The organism is Halalkalibacter sp. HAAS-P013 (assembly GCF_056619925.1).
On record NZ_JBWQTU010000005.1, the window covers coordinates 22984 to 45807 of the forward strand.

At 39.3% G+C, this 22824-nt stretch carries 20 protein-coding genes and 1 other annotated feature; of the genes, 13 read left to right on the plus strand and 7 right to left on the minus strand.

Annotation, left to right across the window (positions count from 1 at the left end; genetic code table 11):
• Positions 1 to 135: 135 nt before the first annotated feature.
• A complete protein-coding gene (gene metK / locus AC1FXP_RS08455; protein WP_480060311.1) occupies positions 136 to 1341 on the plus strand; it encodes a methionine adenosyltransferase in 1206 nt (401 codons plus the stop codon).
• A 503-nt stretch (positions 1342 to 1844) separates the two neighbouring features.
• Positions 1845 to 2000, plus strand: coding sequence for a DUF1540 domain-containing protein (locus tag AC1FXP_RS08460; protein WP_480060313.1), 156 nt, complete (start codon positions 1845 to 1847; stop codon positions 1998 to 2000).
• A gap of 93 nt (positions 2001 to 2093) precedes the next feature.
• On the opposite strand, the gene AC1FXP_RS08465 is transcribed toward AC1FXP_RS08460, so the two are convergent.
• Positions 2094 to 2621, minus strand: coding sequence for a gamma carbonic anhydrase (locus tag AC1FXP_RS08465; protein WP_480060315.1), 528 nt, complete (start codon positions 2619 to 2621; stop codon positions 2094 to 2096).
• Between the two features lie 156 nt (positions 2622 to 2777).
• On the opposite strand from AC1FXP_RS08465, the gene AC1FXP_RS08470 reads away from it, so the two are divergent.
• Together AC1FXP_RS08470 and AC1FXP_RS08475 are read left to right on the plus strand one after the other, a co-directional pair.
• The gene (locus AC1FXP_RS08470) at positions 2778 to 3560 is read left to right on the plus strand and encodes an alpha/beta hydrolase (protein WP_480060317.1); all 783 of its coding nucleotides are present in this window, start codon (positions 2778 to 2780) and stop codon (positions 3558 to 3560) included.
• An 80-nt stretch (positions 3561 to 3640) separates the two neighbouring features.
• Positions 3641 to 4696: a tetraprenyl-beta-curcumene synthase family protein gene (locus tag AC1FXP_RS08475; RefSeq protein WP_480060319.1), complete on the plus strand. Its 1056-nt coding sequence runs from the start codon at positions 3641 to 3643 to the stop codon at positions 4694 to 4696.
• Between the two features lie 213 nt (positions 4697 to 4909).
• Here AC1FXP_RS08475 and mnmM read toward each other — a convergent pair whose 3' ends face one another.
• Both mnmM and mnmL read right to left on the minus strand, forming a co-directional pair.
• Positions 4910 to 5482, minus strand: coding sequence for a tRNA 5-(aminomethyl)-2-thiouridylate-methyltransferase MnmM (gene mnmM, locus AC1FXP_RS08480; RefSeq protein ID WP_480060321.1), 573 nt, complete (start codon positions 5480 to 5482; stop codon positions 4910 to 4912).
• Positions 5479 to 6429, minus strand: coding sequence for a tRNA modification radical SAM protein MnmL/YtqA (gene mnmL, locus AC1FXP_RS08485; protein ID WP_480060323.1), 951 nt, complete (start codon positions 6427 to 6429; stop codon positions 5479 to 5481). Before mnmL ends, mnmM begins: the two co-directional genes overlap by 4 nt.
• A gap of 166 nt (positions 6430 to 6595) precedes the next feature.
• Between mnmL and AC1FXP_RS08490 the strand changes: the two genes are divergently transcribed.
• The 3 genes from AC1FXP_RS08490 (at position 6596) to AC1FXP_RS08500 (ending at position 11255) form a co-directional block, all read left to right on the plus strand.
• A complete protein-coding gene (locus AC1FXP_RS08490) occupies positions 6596 to 7801 on the plus strand; it encodes an MDR family MFS transporter (RefSeq protein WP_480060325.1) in 1206 nt (401 codons plus the stop codon).
• A 57-nt stretch (positions 7802 to 7858) separates the two neighbouring features.
• Positions 7859 to 8082: a binding site (T-box leader), on the plus strand.
• A gap of 124 nt (positions 8083 to 8206) precedes the next feature.
• Positions 8207 to 10630: a leucine--tRNA ligase gene (gene leuS, locus AC1FXP_RS08495; protein WP_480060327.1), complete on the plus strand. Its 2424-nt coding sequence runs from the start codon at positions 8207 to 8209 to the stop codon at positions 10628 to 10630.
• 160 nt (positions 10631 to 10790) lie between these two features.
• Positions 10791 to 11255 carry a hypothetical protein gene (locus tag AC1FXP_RS08500; protein ID WP_480060329.1) on the plus strand — a complete coding sequence of 155 codons (465 nt, stop codon included), beginning with the start codon at positions 10791 to 10793 and terminating at the stop codon, positions 11253 to 11255.
• A 168-nt stretch (positions 11256 to 11423) separates the two neighbouring features.
• Here AC1FXP_RS08500 and AC1FXP_RS08505 read toward each other — a convergent pair whose 3' ends face one another.
• Positions 11424 to 11603: an H-type small acid-soluble spore protein gene (locus AC1FXP_RS08505; RefSeq protein WP_480060331.1), complete on the minus strand. Its 180-nt coding sequence runs from the start codon at positions 11601 to 11603 to the stop codon at positions 11424 to 11426.
• 324 nt (positions 11604 to 11927) lie between these two features.
• A complete protein-coding gene (locus AC1FXP_RS08510; RefSeq protein ID WP_480060333.1) occupies positions 11928 to 13199 on the minus strand; it encodes a BaiN/RdsA family NAD(P)/FAD-dependent oxidoreductase in 1272 nt (423 codons plus the stop codon).
• A 165-nt stretch (positions 13200 to 13364) separates the two neighbouring features.
• Here AC1FXP_RS08510 and AC1FXP_RS08515 point away from each other — a divergent pair, with 165 nt between their 5' ends.
• From AC1FXP_RS08515 to AC1FXP_RS08535, 5 genes are all read left to right on the plus strand, one after another.
• On the plus strand, positions 13365 to 15008 hold the full coding sequence (locus AC1FXP_RS08515) for a putative polysaccharide biosynthesis protein (RefSeq protein WP_480060335.1): 1644 nt from the start codon (positions 13365 to 13367) through the stop codon (positions 15006 to 15008).
• 830 nt (positions 15009 to 15838) lie between these two features.
• A complete protein-coding gene (gene ftsW, locus AC1FXP_RS08520) occupies positions 15839 to 16993 on the plus strand; it encodes a putative lipid II flippase FtsW (RefSeq protein ID WP_480060337.1) in 1155 nt (384 codons plus the stop codon).
• A gap of 38 nt (positions 16994 to 17031) precedes the next feature.
• On the plus strand, positions 17032 to 18216 hold the full coding sequence (gene rodA / locus AC1FXP_RS08525) for a rod shape-determining protein RodA (protein ID WP_480060339.1): 1185 nt from the start codon (positions 17032 to 17034) through the stop codon (positions 18214 to 18216).
• Between the two features lie 69 nt (positions 18217 to 18285).
• A complete protein-coding gene (locus AC1FXP_RS08530) occupies positions 18286 to 18975 on the plus strand; it encodes an NAD(P)-binding domain-containing protein (protein ID WP_480060341.1) in 690 nt (229 codons plus the stop codon).
• Positions 18962 to 19672, plus strand: coding sequence for a pseudouridine synthase (locus AC1FXP_RS08535; protein WP_480060343.1), 711 nt, complete (start codon positions 18962 to 18964; stop codon positions 19670 to 19672). The genes AC1FXP_RS08530 and AC1FXP_RS08535 overlap by 14 nt, the downstream gene beginning before the upstream one ends.
• 84 nt (positions 19673 to 19756) lie before the next feature.
• Here AC1FXP_RS08535 and AC1FXP_RS08540 read toward each other — a convergent pair whose 3' ends face one another.
• A complete protein-coding gene (locus AC1FXP_RS08540; RefSeq protein WP_250096752.1) occupies positions 19757 to 19975 on the minus strand; it encodes a DeoR family transcriptional regulator in 219 nt (72 codons plus the stop codon).
• A gap of 279 nt (positions 19976 to 20254) precedes the next feature.
• Between AC1FXP_RS08540 and pepV the strand changes: the two genes are divergently transcribed.
• Complete coding sequence (gene pepV / locus AC1FXP_RS08545) at positions 20255 to 21673, plus strand: dipeptidase PepV (protein ID WP_480060345.1); 1419 nt, start codon at positions 20255 to 20257, stop codon at positions 21671 to 21673.
• A 128-nt stretch (positions 21674 to 21801) separates the two neighbouring features.
• Here the strand turns inward: pepV and cysK are convergent, their stop codons facing one another.
• Positions 21802 to 22737, minus strand: a complete 936-nt coding sequence (gene cysK, locus AC1FXP_RS08550; protein WP_480060347.1) for a cysteine synthase A — start codon at positions 22735 to 22737, stop codon at positions 21802 to 21804.
• Between the last annotated feature and the right edge of the window lie 87 nt (positions 22738 to 22824).

Here is a 22824-nt window from a genome sequence, read left to right on the forward strand (position 1 = left end):
CCTAGGAGTTTGCTATTAGTGGGTTTCTCATAGCAGACGAGCAGCGTGCGGAATCATTGCTACTTAATATAGAGACATTGAAAAAGGTGGGTTTGTACCTTTTTCAGTGGTTTCGTTTAAAGGAGGAATTTGATAATGACAGAATTGAAAAGCAGACGTTTGTTTACGTCGGAATCAGTAACAGAAGGGCATCCTGATAAAATTTGTGATCAAATTTCAGATGCAATTCTTGATGCGATTTTAACCAATGACCCGAATGCTCGTGTAGCTTGCGAAACATCTGTTACAACTGGCTTAGTATTAGTTGCGGGAGAGATTACGACAAGTACGTATGTCGATATTCCTAAGATCGTTCGTGAAACAATTAAAGGAATTGGTTATACTCGTGCAAAATACGGTTTTGACTATGAAACGAGTGCAGTACTTACATCAATTGATGAGCAGTCAGCAGATATTGCTCAAGGTGTTGACAAGGCACTAGAAGCTCGCGAAGGTCAAATGACGGATGAAGAAATTGAAGCAATTGGTGCTGGCGACCAAGGACTTATGTTTGGTTATGCTAATAACGAGACGAAAGAGTTAATGCCTCTTCCAATTTCACTAAGTCATAAAATTGCTCGTCGCTTAACTGAGGTACGAAAAGATGAGATTCTTCCTTATCTTCGTCCGGATGGGAAAACGCAAGTAACCGTAGAGTATGATGAGGATGGAAAACCTGTACGTATTGATACGATCGTTATTTCAACACAACATCATCCAGAAGTAACTCTAGAGCAAATTCAACGTAATTTAAAAGAATATGTCATTAACCCAGTTGTCCCAAAAGAATTAATTGATGAGAATACGAAATATTTCATTAACCCAACAGGCCGTTTCGTTATTGGGGGACCTCAAGGAGATGCTGGTTTAACAGGGCGTAAGATCATCGTTGATACATACGGTGGATATGCACGTCATGGTGGTGGAGCATTCTCTGGTAAAGATGCGACGAAAGTTGACCGCTCAGGAGCATATGCAGCTCGTTACGTAGCGAAAAATATTGTTGCGGCTGGTCTTGCTGATAAATGTGAAGTCCAGTTAGCTTATGCCATTGGTGTTGCACAACCTGTATCGATCTCTATTGATACATTTGGTACTGGAAAAGTATCTGAAGAGTCACTAGTGGCTCTTGTGCGTGAAAACTTTGATCTGCGTCCTGCAGGTATTATTAAAATGCTTGACTTACGTCGTCCGATTTACAAGCAAACAGCAGCATACGGACACTTTGGGCGTACAGATGTCGAATTGCCATGGGAACAAACGAATAAAGCGGCTGCTTTAAAAGAGCAAGCTGGACTATAAAAAAATTAAATAGAGACGTACTTATGCACACGATTTTTCTAGAAGAATCGTGTGCATCTTTTATTCTCATAATTCGTTTTTAAGGAGAGTAGGTGTGAAGACCCAAACGCGGGTGAAATTGAATGGATTTCATAAATGTGATGAAAGTCAAAAAGCGGTGAAAATTCAAGAGAAAGGGGGTGTCTCAAAAGGTCTGTTTTTGACCTTTTGAGACACCCCCGAAGCAATGAGCGGAGTCGCTACATCTTTTAAAAGCCTTTAGAGGAGTGGGTTTCTCCTCTAAAGGCGCGTAGCGAACGGAGCCATTCCTTCCTCTGTTCCGGACTTTTAGGACAGCCCCCAAACGCCGTTGAAAACCAAGGAAAGCGTCCTTCATTTCAGTTATGAAGGAAATGGAACCCCCTTTTGTTCCCAATATTAATAATACAATCTCTAATTATTTGACCTGTCCGTATGCTTTCTAGTTTTATTGGTCAAAATGAAAATCAGAGGGGGTGAGTGAAATGGCACAAGATGTTTTATGTGAAGTAAACAACTGTGTATACTGGGCTCAAGGAAACCAGTGTGAGGCTGACAGAATTTATGTAATAAGTCATACAGGAAAAGAAGCGGAGAAGCAAGAAGAAACAGATTGTAAAACGTTTGAACCACAACATTAATTTTGGCTAGAAAAGAGCGATGGCCATCGCTCTTTTCTTTCTTTATTATTGATAATAATAATCAATCTTATTCATTTGAAATAGAAAATCTTGTTATTTGTTTTTATCTTCCTGGAGAACTTGTTTATAATGTTGTCCTTTTTCTACATATTCACGCCTGATACGAGCCATATCAACCGTATCTTCTTCAGTCAGGTCACGAATGACTTTAGCGGGTCTGCCAAATGCCATACAATTATCTGGGATTTTCTTTCCAGGAGGAACAAGGCTTCCAGCACCGATAAAGGCACCTTCACCAATCTCAGCACCATCTAATACAATGGAGCCCATGCCAATTAACGCATTTTTACGGATTGTGCAACTATGTAGCATTACTTGATGACCTACAGTGACATCATCTTCAATGATTAATGGATATTTTGGACTTTGATGCAGCATTGACTGATCCTGAATATTGACTCTGTTACCTATTCTAGTAGGAGATACATCACCTCTGATAACCGTTTGAAACCAAATACTTGATTCATCTCCAATCGTAACGTCTCCAGTAATTGTCACTCCATCTGCAATAAAGGCACTGTCTGAAATTGTCGGAAATTTGTCTTGATAACGATAAATCATTCGTCCACATCCTTTTCGTTTAGTGAAAAAATCGCTATACTTATTTTAACGTAAAACGTAATGCCTGGGTTACTGAAAAAGGGAGAATTGTCATTTTCGTAACTTTTCATAACGCCATGGTCTTTTTTCAAATTATATCGTTAGGGGGAATACATTATGTGGAAATGGGAAGTGGCTGACCCAAGAGGAGTGGTCGTCATGGTTCATGGTGCTGGGGAGCATCATGGACGGTATTTGTGGCTAGCGAAGAAGTGGAATGATCATGGATTTGATGTGGTGATGGGCGATCTTCCAGGCCAAGGAAAAACAAGAGGAAAAAGAGGCCATATTCAATCGTTTAATCAATATATAGATTCAGTGGAAGAATGGTTAAATGAAGCAAGAACGAAAGGATTACCGGTCTTTTTACTCGGACATAGCATGGGAGGACTTGTTGTGATTCGCACGTTAATGGAGCGAAGTACAGCCATGATAAGCGCAGTAATATTGTCATCGCCATGTTTAGGTCTAAGTGAACCTCCTCCAAAAACAAAGGAATTTGCTACTAAAATTCTTCATCGAGTTGCACCTTCATTTAGTCAAAATTCAGGGATCCGTACTGAGTTAACGACACGTAATGAAGAGGTGAGAGAAGCCTATTTAAAAGATGAATTGCGAGTTACAAAGGTTTCAGCTAGGTGGTATCAAGAATTGGCAAAAGCAATGCGCTTAGCACATCGTTACCCAGAAAAGTTTCCGAATCTTCCTCTACTTGTTCTCCAATCAGGAGAAGATTACGTTGTGAATAAATATGAAGTGAGAGAATGGTTTAATCACCTTTCTTTACAAGAGAAATATTATAAGGAATGGGAAGGCTTCTATCATGAAGTGTTTAATGAGCCAGAACGAGAAGATGTTTTCCGTCATGCTATTGGGTTTGTTAACTTGCTAACTCCTTAAAAGTCCGTACAACTTAATTGTATGTACACTTAGAATATGCTAAGGTTCTAATTATGGAAAATGACTAGGAGGAATTTCGGTTGAGCGCACCAACAAGACCCATCCCGTTACTCATGAACATTTATAAAGAAGTTATTCCAACGGTCCATAAATACTTTGACCCATGGATAGAGAAGGCTGCATTAATACCAGATCCGAAGCTTCGTGCCCAAGCACTTGACGCCCTTAAAAAGAAAAAATTCCATTGTGAAGGGGGCGGGGTATACGGCCTCGTAGCAAAAGATCGTTTTGATGATTTGCTTCAGTTTATCATTGCCTATCAAATTGCTTGTGATTATTTAGATAACTTATGTGATCAAAGTCCATCCTTTGACCCGAACGATTTCAGATCGCTGCATCAAGCTTTGCTCGATGCATTAACACCAGGAGCAAGTTTGAAAAATTATTATCAATATCGTAAGGAACAAGAGGATGGAGGCTATTTACATGACATTGTAAAAACATGTCAAAACATCCTTTCTACGTTCCCTTCTTTTGATAAAGTGCAAGCCGCCATGTTAGAGTTAAGTGATTATTATGGGGATTTACAAGTACATAAGCACGTTGTTAAAGAAGAACGGATTCCACGTTTAGAAAAATGGTTTGCCGAGCACAGCCATAAAGTTCCTGATATGACTTGGTTTGAATTTTCAGCTTGTGCTGGATCGACATTAGGAATTTATACACTTGCTACTTATGCAACAAAATCTGACTTAACAGCAGAAACAGCAGAAGTAATAAAAGAGGGATATTATCCATGGATGCAAGGTGTTCACTTACTTCTTGATTATTTTATTGATCAGGAAGAAGATATTGCCGACGATGAATTAAACTTCTTATTTTATTATAAAGATGAAGAAGAGATGATTGAACGTTTTCGTTTTTTTGTAGAAAAGGCAGAACAGTTTATGTCGAAATTGCCTGATCCAAAATTCCATCGAATGATTATTCGAGGGGTTATCGCTATTTATATAGCTGACGAAAAAGTCCAAAAAGACAAAGAGTTAAAAAAGAAATCAAAAAAGATGGTTCAAATGGGTGGACTCCCAGCGATGTTATTTTTATTAAATAGCTGGATTTATCGTAGAGATCGTTAATATATGAAAAAGGTCTGATTCCTTAATGGTAGAATCAGACCTTTTGATTTTGAATGAGAATATCATATCTTCATATCCATTTATTAGTAAATCCAGTTGGGCTGTCTCGGGACAAATGACGAGCCCGTGGACGGAAACATCTTTCGGAAGCAGAGGGTGGCTCAAAATTCTGTTTGTTTATATTTTCAAACTATTGCTATAAATTGTAAACTATTACCTTTTTTCCACGGCAACAACAAATGGCGGATTATTTGATTGATTAATAAATTCATATTTAAGGACATGAGCTAGGCGTTGATCATATTGCTCAAGGAAAGAAAGGAGTGAGTCTTTTTCAGTTTTTCCTCCTTCATGGCCATGGTAGATCACTAGAACGATCGTACCTCCTTTTGGCATCATATCGAGCACTGCACTAAGTGCAGCAATGGTTGATGTTGGCTGGGTAATGATCGACTTATCCCCACCTGGAAGATAACCTAGGTTAAAGATAGCCCCTTTTATTTTATCTTGTTTGTTTTCTGGTATGACAGAGCGTACTTCTTCATGACCTTGCTGAAGCAATGTAACTCTCTCAAGTAATTGATGCTCTGTTAATTTTGCTGTTGTTGAAGCGATCGCCTCAGCTTGAATATCAAAGCCATACACATGCCCCTTATCCCCAACGAGATTAGCTAGAAAGACGGTATCATGCCCATTACCAACTGTACAATCAACAGCGATATCCCCCGGCGCTATAGCATTTTCTAACAAAAGTCGTGCAAAAGGTAACACTCCAAGTACTTTCATTTTAATGACACCCTCTCCGCTTGATAATATTTGCCTTGCCAACTATTGCGCCGCACAAGCTCTGCTTCAATTCCATTAAGAACACTCCATTTATTCATACTCCACATAGGTCCAATCATAATATCTCCAGGACCATCCCCTGTTAAGCGATGAATGACCATGGAAGGAGGAAGAATTTCTAGTTGATCAACAACAAGGTTAATATAATCGTCTTGACTCATAAATTGAAGCAAGCCTTTTTCATACTGCTTCACCATGGGGGTTTTTTTCAACAAATGAAGAAGATGAATTTTGATTCCTTGTACGTCAAGCTTTGCTACTTCTTGAGCTGTCATCATCATCATTTTGCGGTCCTCAAGCGGGAGCCCGTTAATGATATGTGCACATACATTAATTCCATGATTTCGTAATTTTTCTACTCCTTTGACATAGCATTCATAATCATGTGCTCGATTGATTAATAATGCTGTTCGTTCATGAACCGTTTGCAAGCCGAGTTCAACCCATAAAAACGTTCGTTCGTTTAATTCTGCTAGATAATTAACAACATCATCTGGTAAACAATCAGGTCTCGTTGCAATGGAAAGACCTACAACTCCTTCTTGCTTTAGAATTTCTTCAAAAAATTCACGTAATGTTTCAACTGGGGCATATGTGTTTGTGTAGGCTTGAAAGTAGCCAATGTATTTTCCGCTTTTCCATTTTTTATGCATTTTATTTTTAATCGTATTAAATTGAGTGACTAAATCATCTTTACGATCACCTGCAAAATCCCCTGAACCACGTTCGCTGCAAAACGTGCAACCTCCATGTGCGACATTACCGTCTCTATTCGGACAGTCAAAGCCAGCATCAAGAGGGATTTTAAACACTTTTTCACCAAATTGGTTTCTTAAATAGTAATTCCATGAATAATATCGCTTATCTCCATAATTTTGAATTGTCATTATATCACCTTTCTTTTTTAAGCAAAAAAGAACTTATCAGGTTCGTGTACCTACTATTGTAGCTTTAAAATTGTTTTAACAGCAAATAGTAGATAAAAAAGTTTGCAATTCCCAAGGAGATCACCTAAGATGGCTAAGGGATAAAGAGGAAGGAGGGGCTAATATTATGCCGAAATCACTTTGGTTATTAATAGTAGCTATGGCTATTAATGTAACTGGTGCCTCTTTTTTATGGCCATTAAATGCAATTTTTATTCATCAAGAATTAGGTCGGTCATTAACCGCAGCAGGGGTTGTTCTTATGTTGAACGCTGGTGCGGGTGTTTTGGGGAGTTTAATAGGTGGTCGGTTATTTGATAAGGTTGGTGCTTATCAAACGATGATATTTGGACTAATTGTCACAACGATTAGTGCGGTGGTATTAGTATTTTACCATAGTTATTATTTTTATATGTTTTTACTTATTGGGTTAGGTTTTGGTTCTGGAGTTATCTTCCCTGCTATGTATGCTTTAGCAGGAAGCCTGTGGCCAGAAGGAGGAAGAAAACCATTTAATGCGATGTATATTGCCCAAAATGTTGGGGTTGCTCTTGGGACAGCACTAGTAGGTGTTGTGGCAACAGTAGAGTTGACAGCTGTTTTTTCTGCCAATGCACTTATGTATGCTTTGCTAACTGTTTTTGTTGCGATTTGTTTTAAAAGCATTGGAGCGAAGGCACAACATGCAAGCACTTCCAATGTATTTGAACAAAAGACTTCATTACGTAGCAACTATAGAATGCATTCGCTTGCTTTGTTATCAGTTGCTTTTTTTATTTGTTGGGTTGCTTATACGCAGTGGCAAGCAAACGTGTCTGTCCACACGCAGTCACTAGGCATAAGTCTTCAGCATTACAGCGTTTTATGGACCATAAATGGCTTGATGATTGTATTTGCTCAACCTATCGTTTCGTGGTTGATTAAAAAATGGGTACAAACTTTAAAGCAGCAAATGATTGTTGGTGTCCTAATCTTTATTTTGTCATATACCGTTCTTTTGCAAGCAAGTGTCTTTTCCATGTTTCTTGTTGCTATGATCATTTTAACAATTGGAGAAATGTTTGTATGGCCAGCCGTTCCTACGATCGCAAGTAAGTTAGCGCCTAAGAATAAAGAAGGGTTTTATCAAGGAATTATTAATAGTGTCGCAACAGGAGGCAGAATGATTGGACCTCTTTTAGGAGGGATCATGGTCGATTTCTTTTCGATGTCGATGCTTATTATTGTACTTTTGATTTTGTTTGTCTTTGCCATCTTGATCTTATTCATTTACGATTTGCCGTTAAAACGGGTAATGGAGAGCAGACAACACGAAGCCCAAATTCCAGGTTAAGCTAAAACGGTTGCTTGACATGAGACGTATGAATTCATACAATACAAGTAAGTTCATATGTTGACGTAGAAAAGGAGTAGTAATCATAGTTGGGATGATAGAGAGCTGACGGGTGGTGCAAGTCAGTCGAACAAGTATGGTGAACTCGCCTTCGAGTTTTGAAAGTGAATGAAGTAGCTTTCGACGGGTCACGACCGTTATTTGTGAAGAGCGAATGAAGGATTGATATTCATTAATGTGGGTGGTACCGCGGGAAATATAAATTAACTCTCGTCCCTAACAAGATGTTAGGGGTGGGGGTTTTTTCTATATATACGGTGAAATTCCTTTATGAATTACCTTAACATACATGATAGCTCGAACCATATCGCCATTTGAACAACATACAATTAGGAGGAGTAAAAGATGTCGTTTTCGCATGATCAGATTGAAAAGAAGTGGCAGCAATATTGGGAAGAAAATAAAACGTTTAAAACAACAGAGGAACCAGATAAGCCTAAGTTTTATGCTTTAGACATGTTCCCATATCCTTCTGGGGCAGGGCTGCATGTTGGGCACCCTGAAGGTTATACAGCGACTGATATTTTATCTCGTATGAAGAGAATGCAAGGTTATAATGTTCTTCATCCAATGGGCTGGGATGCATTTGGACTTCCTGCAGAACAGTACGCATTAGATACTGGGAATGATCCAGCGATTTTTACGAAACAAAATATAAATACGTTTCGTCGTCAAATTAAATCATTAGGATTCTCCTATGATTGGGACCGTGAAATCAACACAACTGATCCAAACTATTACAAATGGACACAATGGATCTTTACAAAACTACACGAAAAAGGCTTAGCTTATATTGATGAAGTCGCTGTTAACTGGTGCCCGGCTCTTGGAACAGTTCTTGCGAATGAAGAAGTGATAGACGGGAAAAGCGAACGAGGCGACCATCCAGTTGAACGTCGACCTATGAAGCAGTGGATGTTAAAAATAACTGCTTATGCGGATCGCTTACTTGAGGACTTAGAAGAACTTGACTGGCCTGAAAGTATTAAGGATATGCAGCGTAATTGGATTGGTCGATCTGAAGGGGCCGAAGTTACGTTTAAAGTTGATGGACATGAAGGAGAAGACGTAAAAGTCTTCACGACACGCCCAGATACGTTATTTGGTGCAACTTATATGGTGTTAGCTCCTGAGCATAAGCTAGTTGATGTTATCACAACGGCAGAGCAACAAGGGCAAGTTGACACATACAAAGCTAAAGTAGCTGCCAAGAGTGATTTAGAGCGTACAGAGCTTTCAAAGGAAAAAACAGGAGTTTTCACAGGAGCTTTTGCTGTTAATCCTGTAAATGGTGAGCGCATTCCAATTTGGATCGCTGATTATGTGCTTGTAAGTTATGGAACAGGTGCGATCATGGCGGTACCAGCTCATGATGAACGTGACTATGAGTTTGCCAAGACGTTTGATTTAACGATACGCGAAGTTGTTGCCGGTGGAAATGTTGAAGAAGAAGCCTATACAGGGGATGGGGATCACGTAAACTCTGACTTCTTAAACGGCTTAGATAAAGAAACTGCGATTCGCAATATGATTGAGTGGCTAGAAGCAAATCAATATGGGAAAAAACAAGTGACGTATCGTCTTCGTGATTGGTTATTTAGCCGTCAACGTTACTGGGGTGAACCAATTCCAGTTATTCACTGGGAGGATGGAACGATGACGACAGTTCCTGAAAGTGAGCTGCCGCTCGAGTTACCAAAAATGAAAGAAATTAGACCTTCTGGAACTGGAGAATCTCCGCTTGCAAATGCGAAGGAATGGCTTGAGATCGTTGACCCTGTAACAGGAAAGAAGGGCCGTCGTGAAACAAATACGATGCCGCAATGGGCTGGTAGCTGCTGGTACTACCTTCGTTACATTGATCCAGACAACCGAGACGCTTTAGCAGATCCAGATAAGCTAAAGAGATGGCTTCCGGTAGATATCTATATTGGTGGTGCAGAGCACGCCGTTCTTCACTTGTTATATGCGCGTTTTTGGCATAAAGTCCTTTATGATATTGGTGTTGTTACAACAAAAGAGCCTTTCCAAAAGCTTTTTAACCAAGGAATGATTCTTGGAGAAAACAATGAGAAAATGAGTAAGTCAAAAGGCAATGTCGTTAATCCGGATGATGTTGTTGAAAGCCATGGTGCTGACACATTGCGTTTATATGAAATGTTTATGGGACCACTAGATGGTTCGATCGCATGGTCAACAAATGGTTTAGATGGGGCACGTCGTTTCTTAGATCGTGTATGGCGTCTCTATGTTGATGAAGCAACGGGTGAATTAAATAGTACGATTCAGGATGCAAAAGCAACAGAGAGCTTTACGCGTGTGTATCATCAATCGGTAAAGAAGATTACAGAAGATATGACTGAGTTGCGCTTTAATGTGGCGATCTCGCAAATGATGGTATTTATCAATGAGGGATATAAACAAGAAGTGCTTCCTCGTGAGCTAATGGAAGGTTTTGTGAAAATGCTATCTCCAATTGCACCGCATTTAGCGGAAGAGCTTTGGGAGAAGCTAGGACATACTGGTACGATTAGTTATGAACAATGGCCGACATTCGATGAGTCGTTGCTTGTTGAAAATGAAGTAGAAGTTGTCGTTCAAATTAACGGGAAAGTGAAAGCAAAGCTTCTCATTCCAGCGGATGCGACACGTGATCAAATGGAAGAGATTGCAAAGGATGATGAAAAAGTTCAAGTTGCCATTGGCGAAAAAAGCGTGCGAAAAATCATTGCTGTACCAGGTAAATTAGTTAATATTGTTGTTGGATAACGATCAAAATTTAGCCATAATTAAAAGCCCTAATAGCCGTTGCTATTAGGGCTTTTCTGCCTTTTTCCTAAAGCTTTCGCCAAGCATAGAAATAGCGATAATGAGCACGATATTTAGTGGGTATATATGTACCTGATTATGAGGAGCGGAGGTTTATAATATGGGAGAAAAAAAGCAATTGTTACTGTCGGCTGGACAAGGAAACGTACAGAATATAAATCTAACTGAAACAAAGGCATTGCTTGAACAGGCTAAGCAGGATCTCGAAACGGGAAGCGAACAACTCGTAAGTGCTGAACTACAAATTCAGCAAGAGCCACAACCGCCACAACAACCATCAGTACAAATGGATCCATTGCAACAAGCCCAACAAAACTTGCAAATGGAAAACCAACAGTTTCAAGATGCTCAACAAAAGATGCAAATAGCTCAGCAGCAAGTACAGCAACAGAAGATCTATTTACAAAATTTACATCAACAAGTAGAGCAAGGACAACAGTATCTACAAACGCTTCAAGGACAAGTTGAACAAGAGAAGCAACATGTACAGCAAGAAAAGCAACAAGTTCAACAAGCCCAACAACAAGTGTTTGATGCAATGCAGCAACAGAATAACCTTCAATAAAAGTTTGTAAACTGAAGGTTATTGGGAAAGCCTGAAAGCGAACACTAAGAAGAGCAATGGCTTCGCACGTCGCACGCTTTTCTGAGAAACCCACTCAAAAAAGGCTAAAAGTGAGGCGACGGCTTCGCGCATTGCTTCTAAGAAAAGCCGCATGCGCGGCTTTTCTTATTAAACTTCTTTTAATTCTGCAATATCTACATCAGAACGTTCTTCTAACGGTCCACGTAAATGAACTGTTGCTGTTTTACCATCCTCATGCAATTGGTCAATCCAAACGGATGTCCCATTATAGGTAACATTAATATCAGCTGAAGAAGATAATATTTGTTTGACTCGTTTTTCATCCATCTCATTCACTCCTCTTTTAGGTTCGTTTTATATTGTGTGGAAAAAGGTGAGATTATTCGGTAAGGAAGGAAAATGAAGGGTTATTTAAAAAATTATACAAAATGGAGTATGAATTGATTGAATATTGAGACTTTTGTAGGTTGAAAGGGGACTTATCACGGAAGAAAAGCTAACAAATACAGGTCTTTGTTACTTGTATATAGTGTGAATAAGATTGTGGATAACCCAATATATACACAAGTGCACATATTGGGCAGGCGAGGATTTTGTCGGAATATAAAAGAAATAGTCGCAATACTCTTTGTTTTGTGGATAATGTGGATATTATTTGTGAACAACTTGTTCAGCTGCGGATTTCCCAGCTGTATAACCTGTGGAAAAGGCAACAGTAATATTATAGCCACCTGTATAGCCATGAATATCGAGAACTTCGCCGCAAAAATATAAGCCTTTTTTCTTTTTAGAGTGCATGGTTTTCGGTTCGATTTCTTTAATAGAAATTCCACCTCCGGTAACAAATGCTTTTTCTATAGAAAGTGTACCGTTTACTTCAATTTCAAAATGCTTACAAATTGTTACGAGGGATCGAAAGCATTCATGAGAAATTGTAGATGCTTGTACCTGCGTATCAAAAGAAAGTTTATCATAAACGAATAATAAAAAACGCTCAGGTGCAAAGCCTTTTAATATGTTTTTCATTGATTTTTTCGGTTCGGCCTTTACCTTAGCCAGTAATTGTTGAAAGAGAGCCTCTTCGGACAAAGAAGGAAATAGATCAATTTCCATTTTAATTGTTTTTGTTTTAAACTTCTTTAATGCTTTTACAACATACTGACTACAGCGTAGTGCAGCGGGGCCAGAAATACCAAAGTGGGTAAATATCATATCACCATCGTGAGTTTTAATTTTTTTCCCTTTTGGGTTAAACACAGTTAACTCAATATCTCTTAATGACAAACCTTGCAGAGATTTGTTACGTATAAAGTCTTCACTTGAAGTAATAGGTACTTCTGTTGGATATAAATCTGTGATGGTATGTCCTGCTTTTTCAGCCCAAGGGTAGCCGTCGCCAGTACTGCCTGTGTGAGGAACCGATTTCCCACCAGTTGCCACAATGACTGTTGGGGTTGCTATGTGTTCACCATTATGTAATACCACTTCAGAAACGGATTCATCTGAATAGTTAATCGTTTTGACAGTTGTGTTCGTACGAATATCCACCCCTAACTCACGAATTCGGTTTAAAAGTGTTGCAACTACAGTTGTTGCTTTGTCATTTACAGGAAACATTCTTCCACGATCTTCTTCTTTTAATTGAATGCCTAGTCCTTCGAAAAAAGCAATGATGCTTTCGTTATTAAAGATAGAGAATGGACTGTGCATAAACCGGCCATTTCCTGGAATGTGCGCAATGAGATCCTGAATTTCCATGCGGTTTGTTACATTGCAGCGCCCACCGCCTGAAATAGCAAGCTTACGTCCAAGTTTGTTTCCTTTATCTAAAAGAAGCACACTAGCGCCATGTTCAGCAGCTGCAATGGATGCCATTAAACCCGAAGGTCCGCCACCAATTACAATGACATCATATTTCTTCATGTTTCTTCACCTCAATTTCTCTTTTTGAACACGCTCTTACAGTATCACTATTTATAAAAAAAAGGAATTCGTTGTTAACTCGAGCAACACTAAGAAGACTGTGGTAAAATGCAAAAGGAGTAAAATGATCATCTTAAATTTAGGGATTTAGGAAAGTAGGAATCAATGATGTCGGATTCAAAATTAATGCGCGGTACGATGGTATTAACAGCCGCTACGTTTGCTTCTAAAATATTAGGTCTTATTTATATTTTTCCTTTTACTGCTATTGTGGGCCAAACAGGGATTGCCCTATACTCATATGGCTATTTACCATATACCGTTTTATTAAGCCTAGCCACATTAGGTGTTCCAATAGCCGTTTCTAAATTCGTCTCAAGATATAATTCATTGGGTGATTACAGAACTGGACACAGATTGTTTAAATCAGGTTTACTATTTATGTCCATAACCGGGTTATTTGCCTTTCTCGTTTTATTTTTCGCAGCACCTTACATCGTACCTTGGATTATTGAAAATCCAACTGAGCAAGGAAATACATTTGATGAGATTGTCTTTACGATTCGAATGGTAAGTGTCGCTTTACTAGTTGTTCCGATTATGTCTATTATTCGTGGCTACTTTCAAGGGTTCCAATCAATGGGGCCTACGGCTGTATCGCAAGTGATTGAACAAATCGTTCGGATTGTCTTTATATTAGCCATTACGTTTTCAATTGTGAACATTATGGAAGGCAGTACGGGTCTAGCAGTTGGATTCGCTACGTTTGGCGCTTTTGTAGGGGCGCTTGGTGGGTTAGCTGTCCTATTAACATACTGGTTTAAAAGAAAAAAATATATTCATGAACAAATTGAGAAAAGCACGATGGATCATCAACTGTCACTAAGGTCCATGTATAAAGAGTTAATTACTTATGCATTGCCACTTTCCTTTGTAGGCTTAGCGATTCCGCTTTATCAACTAATAGATTTATTTACGTTTAATAATACATTGATTGGTTCACATTTGACACAGGATGAGTCAGAAGTTGCGTTTGCTGTGTTTTCAAACACGGCTCACAAAATCATTCTCATTCCAATGGCACTAGCAACAGCGCTTTCGATTACGTTAATTCCGACAATCACAAAATCATTTACCATAAAGGATACAGATTTGTTGCAGAAGCAAATTACTCAAACCTATCAAGTGATATTATTTTTGACGATACCTGCTGCAGTAGGTATGTCTGTGTTAGCATATCCAGCGTTTGGTGCGCTTTATGGACTTGCTGATTATGAAATTGGAGGATATATCTTACAATATTATGCTCCGATTACATTGTTCTTTTCACTTTTTGCTGTAACTGCAGCGATCCTCCAAGGTATAAACAAACAGAAAATAGCTGTCATCGCTCTATGTGTTGGTCTCGTCTTAAAACTTGTAGCAAATAGTTGGTTTCTATCTTTATTCGGACCGCTCGGAGGAGTATTAGCTACGTATGTAGGGTATACGGCCTCGATTGTCATTACAGTCTGGGCTATTGGGAAATATGCAGAATTTAGTTATAAATTAATCGCCAAACGAGCAATCTTAATCATTGTTTTTACGGCTGTAATGGCAGGAGGAGTCATGGTTGTAAATATAGGAATGCAACATTTACTTCCAGTTACATCGCAACTACGAGCATTTCCTAGTTTGATTGTGGGTGTCTTAGTTGGTGCAGCCATTTATTTGTTTTTAAGTTATCGTTCCAATTTAGCTGGGCAAGTACTTGGAGCAAGGTTTAGTTTTTTAAATAGGAAGAAGCAGAAAGAAAGGCAAGAGGGGTAGTTTTGGCCCATTTGCTTCCAGTTTTCAGGTTGGTAAGAAGCTAGGATTTGCTGTAGGTTGCTGACTTCGAAGGGTGGAGACAAAGTGTAAAGGAAGCTTACAGCCGCCTTCCTCATAGCTGAAAGGAAGAAGTACCTTTGTCTTCATCCTTTCAGTTATTTCGGGTGAGAGAGGGTGGAGTTTGGTTGGTAAGAAGAACTAAGGCTTCGTCCGGAGATTGCCGGCTTTGGTCGGGTGTGAGGGAAAGATGGGAAGTGAGGAATGGAGCTCAACTTCCCTTCATAGCTGAAAGGAAGAAGAAACTTCGTCTTCATCCTTTCAGTTATTCCGAGTGAGAGAGGTTGGAGTTTGGTTGGTAAGAAGAACTAAGGCTTGTGTAGCGGTTGCTGACGTCAAGTTGGTGGAGGATATAGAAGAGGAAGCTTACAGCCTCCCTTCATAGCTGAAAGGAAGAAGTAACTTCGTCTTCTTCCTTTCAGTTATTCCGGGTGAGAGAGGTTGGAGTTTGGTTGGTAAGAAGAACTAAGGCTTCGGCCGGAGATTGCCGGTTTTGGTCAAGTGTGAGAAATAAATTAAAAGTTTGTTTCTTTTTGGGGGGAGTCTGGCCGAAGCCTAGTTCTTCTAACAAATTCGACATTGTTTGGCAATGAAAGCCTCTTTTGCTTGTATGGGTGGTTTGATATAATAGAGAATGTTCTAAAAGTCCGAGTCTGCAGGCATGTTAGCTCGAGTTCTTTCTAGAAAAGCTGGAATGTTAGTTTTGTCTTCCTTTCTTGCTTTTTGGACTGGCGTTCATGATGAACGAAATATTGCTAGAGCAGGGGGGCGCGATGAAGTATTCATTTCGAAAAGATAATGATTGGCTGTTGATCATCACTACGTTCCTTTTGGCTGGATTCGGCTTGGTGATGGTATTTAGTGCAAGTTATCCTTTAGGGTTAGGACAGACGGTCCCAAATCCATATTCTTTTATACAACGACAGCTGCTTTGGTTTGTATTAGCTGTATTTGCTTTCGTAGTTGTGATGCATTTTCCATACCGATTTTATAGGAAGATGTCTCCAATCATCATACTGATTTCCATTTTTGCATTATTTCTTGTTTTGCTCCCGTGGTTTGGTGTGACGATTGGAGGGGCTCAGCGTTGGATTCAATTAGGTCCAATAAGGGTACAACCTTCTGAATTTGTCAAGATCGGCATGATTATTTATTTAGCTCAAGTTTATTCACAGAAACAAGCGTATATTGACCAGTTTGTAAAAGGCGTCATGCCGCCATTAGTTGTAGTTGGATTTGTGTTTGGATTAATTATGATGCAGCCAGATCTTGGAACGGCAACGTCGATTCTTCTTGTTACCTTTTTCCTAGTCTTTTTCTCTGGCGCTAAGTGGCGTCATTTAATTGGGCTTGGGGTGGTTGGGGTTACGCTTTTTGTAGTGTTTGCTATGTCAGCTCCATACCGTGTGAGGCGTCTTACGTCGTTCCAAGATCCATTTGCTGATCCAATGGGCGATGGACATCAAGTGATTCAATCCTATATAGCAATGGCACATGGAGGTCTAAGCGGTACAGGGTTAGGTCAAAGTGTTCAAAAGCTTTATTATTTACCAGAGGCGCATACAGATTTTATTTTAGCGGTCGTCGCTGAAGAATTAGGGTTATTAGGTGTATTAATAGTATTAGGCTTGCATGCACTTATTTTGATCCGAGGTGTTATGATAGGAGCAAGGTGCAAAAGTCCCTTTGGAAGTTTGTTAGCATTTGGCATAGTTTTTCAAATCGCTGTACAAATTATCTTTAATATAGGGGCAGTTACTGGAATGCTCCCAATTACAGGAATTCCACTGCCATTAATAAGCAATGGAGGATCCTCGCTGTTCTTTACACTCGTCTCTTTGGCTATCTTAGCGAATATTTCTCGCAATAACATACGTCAAAACAGACTCAAAGAAAACAAGGAAGAAACACAGCTTTCTGCTTCTTAATTAAGTCAGAGAGCTGTTTCTTATAGATGGAGGCTACAATGGAAGAGAGGAAAACGGGCTTTCAACAGATTGATTACACACTGTTATTTCTGTTGTTTGTACTCATGTGTATTAGCTTGTTAGCTATTTATAGTGGATCTGGTCAATATTTCAGTAATGACCCGACTTACTATGTTAAGCGCCAAGTTATTTGGTTTGTCGTAGGGATCGTCGTTATGGTAGGCGTTATGTTAATCGACTATGATATGTTTAAGAACTTCTCGATTCCCCTTTATGGGATTGGAATTACTCTATTATTACTTGTTGCTTATTCCCCTCTTGGTGTATTTCGAAATGGTTCTCAGCGCTGGCTTGATTTAGGGCCTGCTGAAATACAGCCATCAGAGTTTATGAAAATATTCTTAATTATTGCGCTCGCTCATATGTTGTATCGAGTGACGGCAAATAGAGCGACAAAAGACCTCAAATCAGATTTAATTATTGTGGGGCAGGTTATTGCGATCGGGCTTCCTCCATTTTTCTTAATACTAAAACAACCAGATCTAGGAACAGCACTTGTTATCGCAAGTATTATGGGGACAATGCTCTTAATGTCAGGGGTTGCCTGGAGGATCCTTTTGTTTTTAGGACTGTCGGCAGTGGCAGGGATCGCATCGCTTGTTTGGCTTCATAATCATAATTTCGAATTGTTTACGAAATTCATTGCATCGCATCAGCTTGATCGTATTTATGGTTGGTTGGATCCATACGAACATCAAGGTTCTTTTGGTTACCAACTTGTTAATGCGATGAGAGGGATAGGGTCCGGTCAATTACATGGAAGTGGCTTCATGCAGGGAGTACAAACGCAAAGTGACCGAATCCCTGAGATTCATACAGATTTTATTTTCACCGTAATTGGTGAAGAGTTTGGTTTTATTGGTGCAACGATTTTAATCGTAACGTATTTTCTTTTGTTCTATCGAATGATCATCATTGCGTTAACATGTAATAATTTATTTGGAACCTATTTAGTTTCAGGTGTTATTGGGTTGCTTGTGTTCCAAGTGTTTCAAAATATCGCAATGACGATTGGACTAATGCCTATTACAGGTTTGGCTCTTCCTTTTATCAGTTATGGAGGAAGTGCACTCTTAACCAATATGCTGGCAATGGGGATTATTCTAAATGTTAATATACGAACACGGCATTATATGTTTGAAACAGAAGAGTCTAGTATGTAAGAGTTGATAATCATTTTGATTTCAGCTCTTTCTTTTTTAAAGGTGTAATGCAAATAGGAGGTAGAGTCGATGAAAGTTATTATTGGATCGGGCCGTCTAGCTAGTATGCTTTTAACCGTTTTGAAGAAAGATCGAAATACGTATGTGTTCGGTCGGAATGAGCAAACTGTTGATAACTTAGTTGAGCTGTATCCTTATGTGAAAAAAGCTAGTGAAGCTAACTTAAGAGAGGCAAAAGTAATTTTTCTTTGTTTGCCAAAAAATGGTTATAAAGATTTCCTTGAAAAGTATGATCATTGTCTCCAAAAGGAGGTAACGATCTACCATATGGCTACAGCTGTAACAGCAGATGAGGTGAAGCAGCTTTGTGTTGATAAAAAAGTGGTCCCGCTAAAGTTGGCAGGACATGCGAAAGTAGTTAAAAAAGAGAAAAAAGGCTTGTTTGCATTGCCTGCACAACATCAGCGGGAACAAGCTAGGCTTACACAGTGGTTCCCTACGATGCAAATTGAAATTGCCGGAGAGGAAGTAGTACTTCTTGCTAATCAATTAGGAACAGAAGCAGCGATAAAAATGAGTGTAGAACTCGGGAATTCGCTAAAGGCGAACTATATACCTGAGGCAATTATTAAACAAACGTTTGATCAAACCGTCCATGGTGTGATTGATGCCTATCGATCAAATGATTTGGGAGGTTTTGCAAAAAAAATTGCTGATAGGTCACAGAAGAAAGGAGAACAAGCAAATGAGAATGGATAAATTACTTGCCAATATGGGCTTTGGAACGAGAAAAGATGTGAAAAAGCTAATGAAATCAGGAAGTGTCCATGTAAATGGGGAAGTAGTAAAGGAAGGCAAAACACATGTAAATCCAGATTCGGATTTGGTAACGGTTTTTGGGGAAGAGGTTAAATACAAACCGTATATTTATCTCATGCTTAACAAGCCTCAAGGAGTTATTTCTGCTACAGAGGATCCAGAGCATGAAACGGTCATTGATCTATTGTTATATGAACATGCAATGTATGAACCATTTCCGGTTGGACGTTTAGATAAAGATACGGAAGGGTTACTCTTAATTACAAATGATGGTCAATTTTCACATGCGCTTATGTCACCAAGAAAGCATGTTCCAAAAACATATACAGCAACAGTCCATGGCGAGGTGACGGACGAAGATGTCGCTCTTTTCAAACAAGGTGTAACATTAGAGGATGGCTATGTAACGAAACCAGCAGAGCTAATTATCTTAGAGCAGGGAGCTATTTCAGAAATTGAACTAACCATTACAGAAGGAAAATATCACCAAGTGAAACGGATGTTTGAGGCTGTAGGAAAAAAAGTAGTTGCACTTAAGCGATTGAAAATTGGAGAACTAGAGCTTGATCATGAACTAGAACTAGGTACATACAGAGAACTAACGGAATCTGAAATTGAGTTGCTTCTAACAAAATAAAGAAGGTGTCTCTATGGTTTTCTAAAAATCATAGAGACACCTTCTTTTTGGTTAGCTATTGCATATGGCTTTACACCATATATATTACGAAACTTGAGTCTTCTTTTTGGTTGCACTCCACTTACCACGCGTAGGACTCTCAACGAGATTGTTGTATTCAAGCACGTTTAGGTCACGTTGAATCGTCCGTTGAGTTATACCGAATTCTTCAACTAATTCATTCGTTGTGACGGTCCCCCTTTGTTTGATGTAAAGGTAGATAGACTTAATACGAGTCAGCATACGATCAGTTGAAGTTTTCAAAAAACCACTCCTTATTCATAATCATGACTTGTTCTTAGGTAGAGTCTATGTAATAACATGGTATATGATGCATGTTATTACAGCTGTCAAATGTCGTTAACATTTTACAGGGATGACCGCTCTCCTCTCTTAGTTGCATTTGCATTATAAGAAAGGTAATGTTGTAAGTGGTTCAGATGAAGCATGGTTCATTCCGTTTGTCTACATTTTACAATAATTCTAACAACTATGCAAAATTGGTGTACGAAAATGTTCCGTAGTTAATGGAAGGTGATGGAAATGATAGAAATAAATTGGCCTTTTGAAGTAGAAAAAAGAAAAGAGAAAATAATCAAAGAAACTCAAGATTTCCTACGTATTTCAAGTGTTTTAGACGAATCCACATCAATGGAAGAAGCACCATTTGGAGAAGGAATTGCACGAGCTTTAACATATTTTTTACAAAAAGGTGAACAAAATGATTTTTTTGTAAAAAATGTGGATGGTTTTGCTGGAATTATCGAATATGGGAAGGGCAATGAAAGTGTAGGGATCTTGTGCCACCTTGATGTCGTGCCAGCAGGAGAAGGATGGACGTCTCCACCTTTTTCAGCTGACATTCGAGACGGGCGTATTTACGCACGGGGAGCAATTGATAATAAAGGACCAACAATGGCAGCGTTTTTTGCCCTTTCAATTGTGAAAGAATTAAACCTTGAACTACATAAACGAGTGAGGATGATTCTAGGTACAGATGAAGAAAGCAATTGGCGATGTGTGGAACATTATTTTAAACATGAAGAAATGCCGACAGTAGGGTTTGCACCAGATGCTGATTTTCCTATCATTCATGCTGAAAAAGGAATTACCGATGTTAGTTTCCTGTGGGAAGCTAAGAGGGAGGATGAGATGGGAACGCTTATTCTCTCTACGTTTGAAGCCGGAGAAAGATTTAATATGGTGCCTGAACTAGCGCGTGCGACAATCATAGGAGAGAGCCGTCTTCTTAAGGAGATTGAAAAGAAATTTCAAAAGCATTTGCTTGAACATGGACATACTGGCAAGGCCGATATTACTGGTGAAAAAATACAATTGCGTTATGATGGTGTAGCAGCTCATGGATCAACACCTGAAAATGGCTTGAATGCCGGAACGTACCTTGCTCATTTTTTAGCGAAAGATAACTTTCAACAAGCAGCCAATGACTATCTTCAGTTTATTGTTAAGCATTGTGACTTTGGTGGGATGGGATTACAAATAGCAGTGAGTGATGAGGTATCGGGACCATTAACAATGAATGCTGGATTGTTTCAATTCCAAGCAAATGGTGAAAGCAAAGTTGGATTGAATATCCGCTATCCAGTTACAGCTTCAGGTGAAGAATGTTTAAATAAACTAAAAGAAGTAGCTAAGATCGAAAATTCTACATTGACGATACATGACCATATGGGTCCTAATTATGTTGAAGAAGATCATCCACTTATTGAAACTTTACAACGAGTTTATGAGCGTCAAACAGGAGAGGCTGCTAAGCTGTTAGCTATCGGAGGAGGGACTTATGCGAGATCTCTGAAAACAGGGGTTGCGTTTGGACCGATGTTTCCTGGAAGAGAAGATGTGGCTCATAAGAAAGATGAGTATATCGAAATTGATGATCTGTTAAGAATGACAGCAATTTATGCTGAAGCTATTTATGAGCTTGCAAAAACGGAAAGTTAAAAAAAGGGGTCTCGAAAGCCAGTAACAGAGGTGTTAATGACTCCATTCGCTACTCTCCTTGAGAGGAAAAATCCACTCCTCCCAAGGCTTTCAAACGAAGTAGCGACAAGCTCATTGCTTCGGATTAGTTAGTTCTCAAACTGAAACAAATCAGTGGAAAGATATCGTTCACCTGTATCACAAGCAATCGCAACGACAACATCATCTGGGGTTAGACGTTTGGCAACTTCCATTGCAGCAAAACAAGCAGCTCCAGAAGAAGGACCTACGAGAATGGCTTCTTTCCGTGCTAAGTCACGTGTAACTCGATAGGCATCTTCATCTTCAATTTTTAAAATTTCATTGTAAACATCTTCATTTAAAATGGGAGGGATAAATCCAGGGCTTGTGCCAACTAGTTTATGTGGTCCTGGTTGTCCTCCTGATAAAACCGGTGATCCTGCAGGTTCAACAACATGAATGGATGCTTCTGGGTAAAATTTCTGCAACTCTTCGCCCGTTCCTGTGATGGTTCCACCTGTACCAGAAGCAGCAACAAAGGCAGAGAGAGATCGACCGATTGAATCAAGTGATTGTTTAATTTCTACAGCGGTTGTATGACGATGGGCATCAGGGTTAGCTGCATTTTCAAATTGCATCGGGATAAAGCTATTAGGTATATCTTTAGCTAGCTCATGAGCCTTTTCAATCGCACCCGGCATTTTCTTATCTCCAGGTGTAAGAACAACTTCTGCACCATATGCTTTTAATATATTAATTCGTTCCGCAGACATCGTATCTGGCATCGTTAAAATGGCGCGGTAGCCTTTTGCTGCAGCGTTCATAGCAATACCGATTCCTGTATTTCCACTTGTAGGCTCAATAATCGTTGAACCAGGTTTCAGGTGGCCGTCCTGTTCTGCTTGAACGATCATGTTATAAGCTGCACGGTCTTTTACGCTGCCACTTGGATTTTGCATTTCCATTTTTAAATAGACAGTCGCACCATTAGGATCAGCAATACGATTAAGGCGAACAAGTGGTGTATTACCAATTAATTCTGCAATATTATTTACAACAGTCATAAGTACACTTCCTCTTATAGTTAATACATTTATTTTAGCATAGAAAAAATGTGATTTCCTAGTTGTTATAAGAAAGAGTAAAATGGT

What these genes read in the sequence shown, in the direction of transcription:
- metK (WP_480060311.1), top strand. Translation starts at nt 136, where the DNA reads ATGACAGAATTGAAAAGCAGACGTTTGTTTACGTCGGAATCAGTAACA.
- AC1FXP_RS08460 (WP_480060313.1), top strand. Translation starts at nt 1,845, where the DNA reads ATGGCACAAGATGTTTTATGTGAAGTAAACAACTGTGTATACTGGGCT.
- AC1FXP_RS08465 (WP_480060315.1), bottom strand. Translation starts at nt 2,621, where the DNA reads ATGATTTATCGTTATCAAGACAAATTTCCGACAATTTCAGACAGTGCC.
- AC1FXP_RS08470 (WP_480060317.1), top strand. Translation starts at nt 2,778, where the DNA reads ATGTGGAAATGGGAAGTGGCTGACCCAAGAGGAGTGGTCGTCATGGTT.
- mnmM (WP_480060321.1), bottom strand. Translation starts at nt 5,482, where the DNA reads ATGAAAGTACTTGGAGTGTTACCTTTTGCACGACTTTTGTTAGAAAAT.
- mnmL (WP_480060323.1), bottom strand. Translation starts at nt 6,429, where the DNA reads ATGACAATTCAAAATTATGGAGATAAGCGATATTATTCATGGAATTAC.
- AC1FXP_RS08490 (WP_480060325.1), top strand. Translation starts at nt 6,596, where the DNA reads ATGCCGAAATCACTTTGGTTATTAATAGTAGCTATGGCTATTAATGTA.
- leuS (WP_480060327.1), top strand. Translation starts at nt 8,207, where the DNA reads ATGTCGTTTTCGCATGATCAGATTGAAAAGAAGTGGCAGCAATATTGG.
- AC1FXP_RS08500 (WP_480060329.1), top strand. Translation starts at nt 10,791, where the DNA reads ATGGGAGAAAAAAAGCAATTGTTACTGTCGGCTGGACAAGGAAACGTA.
- AC1FXP_RS08505 (WP_480060331.1), bottom strand. Translation starts at nt 11,603, where the DNA reads ATGGATGAAAAACGAGTCAAACAAATATTATCTTCTTCAGCTGATATT.
- AC1FXP_RS08510 (WP_480060333.1), bottom strand. Translation starts at nt 13,199, where the DNA reads ATGAAGAAATATGATGTCATTGTAATTGGTGGCGGACCTTCGGGTTTA.
- AC1FXP_RS08515 (WP_480060335.1), top strand. Translation starts at nt 13,365, where the DNA reads ATGATGTCGGATTCAAAATTAATGCGCGGTACGATGGTATTAACAGCC.
- ftsW (WP_480060337.1), top strand. Translation starts at nt 15,839, where the DNA reads ATGAAGTATTCATTTCGAAAAGATAATGATTGGCTGTTGATCATCACT.
- rodA (WP_480060339.1), top strand. Translation starts at nt 17,032, where the DNA reads ATGGAAGAGAGGAAAACGGGCTTTCAACAGATTGATTACACACTGTTA.
- AC1FXP_RS08530 (WP_480060341.1), top strand. Translation starts at nt 18,286, where the DNA reads ATGAAAGTTATTATTGGATCGGGCCGTCTAGCTAGTATGCTTTTAACC.
- AC1FXP_RS08535 (WP_480060343.1), top strand. Translation starts at nt 18,962, where the DNA reads ATGAGAATGGATAAATTACTTGCCAATATGGGCTTTGGAACGAGAAAA.
- pepV (WP_480060345.1), top strand. Translation starts at nt 20,255, where the DNA reads ATGATAGAAATAAATTGGCCTTTTGAAGTAGAAAAAAGAAAAGAGAAA.
- cysK (WP_480060347.1), bottom strand. Translation starts at nt 22,737, where the DNA reads ATGACTGTTGTAAATAATATTGCAGAATTAATTGGTAATACACCACTT.